This is a genomic window from Bartonella sp. MU37NMGALS, from assembly GCF_042194015.1.
In the GTDB taxonomy this organism is placed as follows: domain Bacteria; phylum Pseudomonadota; class Alphaproteobacteria; order Rhizobiales; family Rhizobiaceae; genus Bartonella; species Bartonella grahamii.
Window position 1 is genome coordinate 1 of the sequence record NZ_JBHIML010000048.1, and the last position, 3,029, is coordinate 3,029.

Consider the following 3,029-nt stretch of genomic DNA (forward strand, 5'->3'; position numbering starts at 1 on the left):
CCGTGAAACCTGCTCCAGTGCATGCCATTACGCCAATTGTTTGCTCCGTACTTCTTTGCCCCAAACTCTAAAACTTTGCCGATTTCAATCAGTGCCAACGGCGGTATAAGCTCTATACGAGGCTTACCATCATCATTCTTATGCGCTTCGTTTGTGCTATATGAAACGTGTTTACGCATGTAAACTTCGTCGTTATCGCTAACCTCTCCATAGCCACAAACCTTGGTATATCCACAAACCTTGGAATTTCCGTAAACACGAGCATTTTCACAAACCTTAGCATTCCCATACACATGCGCATTGCCATAAACCGAAGCATCATTACTAACACAGACATAGCCACAAACCTTGGCATTGCCATAAACACGGGCATGGTCACTAACATGCGCATGCCCACTAACACGAGCATTTTCATAAACTCTAGCTCTGCCATAAATATGGGCATTGCCATAAACATAACTATCTCCATAAATAAAAGCATCTATACCAACACGGGCATTGCCATAAACACGGGCGTTTTCATAAACATTGGCTCCATTAAAAACCCATGCATTTTCATAAACCTTGGCATTATCAAAAACACAAGCCTTCTGAGCAACCCAACATTCACCATGATGACTTAAGTTGCTCTCTTTTTCGATATACCCCCCAATCTCTCCAGCCTTCACATCTCCAAAATCTCTTAAGGCTTTAATACGATGAAGTGTGTGATTACCAAAAACACGTGTCTCATCCGTGAATTCATATTTCTTTTCTACAGCCATCATCACCTCCTTAAGGCTGCAAAGTCTCACGCGCGCTATCAACGCCGGAACTTTTTGCAAATGTAGTCATTGGGGGGTGTTGCTCTTGCATTAATCTCTGCAAGCGCTCGGGATAAAAAAAATCTTCTGGACGCAAATCTATCCCATGCTCACGTGCATAGTTCAAAAGCATAATTTGGTATTTAGCTGGAATGATGCCGCCTTTACCCTCTCGCTTTTCAAAGGGGTAAGTCCATTTATAAACAGCAGACACATGGCATTGAGAAATCAACGACACACGTTTTGCACCACCTAAATATTTTATAATCATAACTGCTGGAGTAATCATGTAATCCAAAATTTCTGTCATATATTTACGTATTACGCAAATATAAGCAAAATTTTCGTAATACGCAATATTGATTATTTAATAATTTTAAGAGAGAAAAATAAAATGGATTTTCAAAAGCTAATAAAAATGTGGATTAATGAAAAATTAAATGAAATGGGGCATGGAAGCCGTAAGGCTTTAGGGCAACATTTAGGATTGAGTCCATCATCTATTACGCGCTTATTATCGATTGATGACTCTGACTCTAAAGCCTACCGTGATATCACCGCAGAAGAGCTAGTGAAGCTACACAGTTTCTTTAAGGAGTATCCTCCGTATCCGGCTTTAAGCAAGATAGATCAAGATTTTTATGATCTATATTCGTCTTGCAATGAAGAAGAACGGAGGGCAGTTTTAGCGTTTCTTCATACTTTAATCGAATCAAAAAAGCGATAACTGCTGTTTTTTCTTCATTTGACAATTGTAAAAATTTTCTTTTGGCAGTCTTATAACCTTTCATAAAATCTCCAAATATCTATAAAAACACACTAATCTTTAGATGAATACTCATAAAATAATTTTCGTTATACGGTATTTTTATGTTGACATTACCGTAAAGCGAAAATATATTCACTCCATATCTTAGAAAATAACTTTTGCCAATAGGCTGTATGGAGGCATTTGTGAATAAACCAGTGTTTATAAATTCTGATGAAATTCTCTTAGTGATGTGCGAAAATGAAGAGCAAAATCTCGCTAAATCTGGTCCTTTCTTAGAAGAAAGTGACATGATCAAATTTATCGACCAAGCCGATAATGCTGTCCAAATTTTGCGTATTGAACCAACGACTAATCGTTGCGAAGATATCTCTGAAGATATTGCCGAATTCTATCTTAAAGAATGTGAAGAGCAGTGTTTCAACGGAAACATTCCTCACGATTTTATTCTACACAGCACAGCATACGGTTTTTTTTTAGATGATATAAAACAGCGCGAATATGATGATGCAATGTATGGTTCTTACGAAAAACAACACCGTTTGCGTCCTTGTGATGTGCTTTAAAAGCTAAAGGCGTTTTTAAAAGACGCCACCTTCTCTTATCAATATTGGTAATTCAAAGAGATTATAAAAATGGATAATCCTATCACTATTACAAATAACACCATTAACGAAGAAAGCGTTCAAACAGTCAACGCACGTGATTTGCATAGTTTTTTAGAAGTAGGTAAAAAATTTGCGGACTGGATTACTGAACGTATCAACAAATATAATTTGGTAGAAAATCAAGACTTTGTTTGCTTCCCTATTTTGGGAAGCAAAGGAAGGGGTGGTCACAATCGTAAAGACTATCATCTAACTCTAAGCGTAGCCAAAGAGCTTTCTATGCTTGAAAACAATAAGAAAGGTAAACAAGCCCGTCAATATTTTATTGAATGCGAGCGGCGTGCAAAGCAAGTTCTTACACCACAAATCGATTACTCAAGTCCACAAGTAATGTTAGGTGTATTAACTCATCTAAAAAATGAAAATGAGCGTAAAGACATCATCATTGAAGATTTAAAACCAAAAGCAATGGCTCTTGAAAGCTTACAACGCTCTGATGGGCTCTTCGGTCTTACTGAAGCCGCTAAAGTGCTCGAAATGCAACCAAAACAATTCATTCTCTTCCTACAGAAAAAAGGATGGGTGTATCGACGCACTTTCGGGGATCGCTTATTGCCTTATCAGGATAAAATCCAAAAAGGACTAATGGATTGTCCCACCATTACACTTCAAACCGCAAGTGGAATAGAAAAAGTCATTCCTTGCGCAAAAATCACAGCAAAAGGAATTGGTATGTTGTCTCAAGAGATTAAAAAACAAAACATGCATTAAGGGAAATAAACCATGGAAAAAAAATACGAATTTACTGATGAAACAATCGAAGTTGGGGGCAAAACTCTCCACCGCATT

General features: G+C 37.5%; 5 protein-coding genes. 3 read left to right on the forward strand and 2 right to left on the reverse strand.

Going from position 1 to position 3,029, the window contains the following annotated elements:
* The coding region (locus tag ACFIJP_RS08665; protein ID WP_375626996.1) for a dATP/dGTP diphosphohydrolase domain-containing protein at window positions 1-764 on the reverse strand (764 nt) is incomplete at its 3' end.
* A gap of 10 nt (window positions 765-774) precedes the next feature.
* The gene (locus ACFIJP_RS08670) at window positions 775-1,092 is read right to left on the reverse strand and encodes a hypothetical protein (protein WP_375627000.1); all 318 of its coding nucleotides are present in this window, start codon (window positions 1,090-1,092) and stop codon (window positions 775-777) included.
* A 105-nt stretch (window positions 1,093-1,197) separates the two neighbouring features.
* Between ACFIJP_RS08670 and ACFIJP_RS08675 the strand changes: the two genes are divergently transcribed.
* The 3 genes from ACFIJP_RS08675 to ACFIJP_RS08685 all read left to right on the forward strand — a co-directional run bounded on the left by ACFIJP_RS08675 (window position 1,198) and on the right by ACFIJP_RS08685 (window position 2,951).
* Entirely contained in the window at window positions 1,198-1,530 is a 333-nt protein-coding gene (locus ACFIJP_RS08675) for a hypothetical protein (RefSeq protein ID WP_375626997.1), read from the forward strand.
* 227 nt (window positions 1,531-1,757) lie between these two features.
* Window positions 1,758-2,138: a hypothetical protein gene (locus tag ACFIJP_RS08680; RefSeq protein WP_375621921.1), complete on the forward strand. Its 381-nt coding sequence runs from the start codon at window positions 1,758-1,760 to the stop codon at window positions 2,136-2,138.
* A 69-nt stretch (window positions 2,139-2,207) separates the two neighbouring features.
* The gene (locus ACFIJP_RS08685) at window positions 2,208-2,951 is read left to right on the forward strand and encodes an antA/AntB antirepressor family protein (RefSeq protein ID WP_375626999.1); all 744 of its coding nucleotides are present in this window, start codon (window positions 2,208-2,210) and stop codon (window positions 2,949-2,951) included.
* Window positions 2,952-3,029 lie beyond the last annotated feature (78 nt).

Coding starts and splice junctions, on each gene's coding strand:
- ACFIJP_RS08670 (WP_375627000.1), bottom strand. CDS start 1,092: ATGATTACTCCAGCAGTTATGATTATAAAATATTTAGGTGGTGCAAAA.
- ACFIJP_RS08675 (WP_375626997.1), top strand. CDS start 1,198: ATGGATTTTCAAAAGCTAATAAAAATGTGGATTAATGAAAAATTAAAT.
- ACFIJP_RS08685 (WP_375626999.1), top strand. CDS start 2,208: ATGGATAATCCTATCACTATTACAAATAACACCATTAACGAAGAAAGC.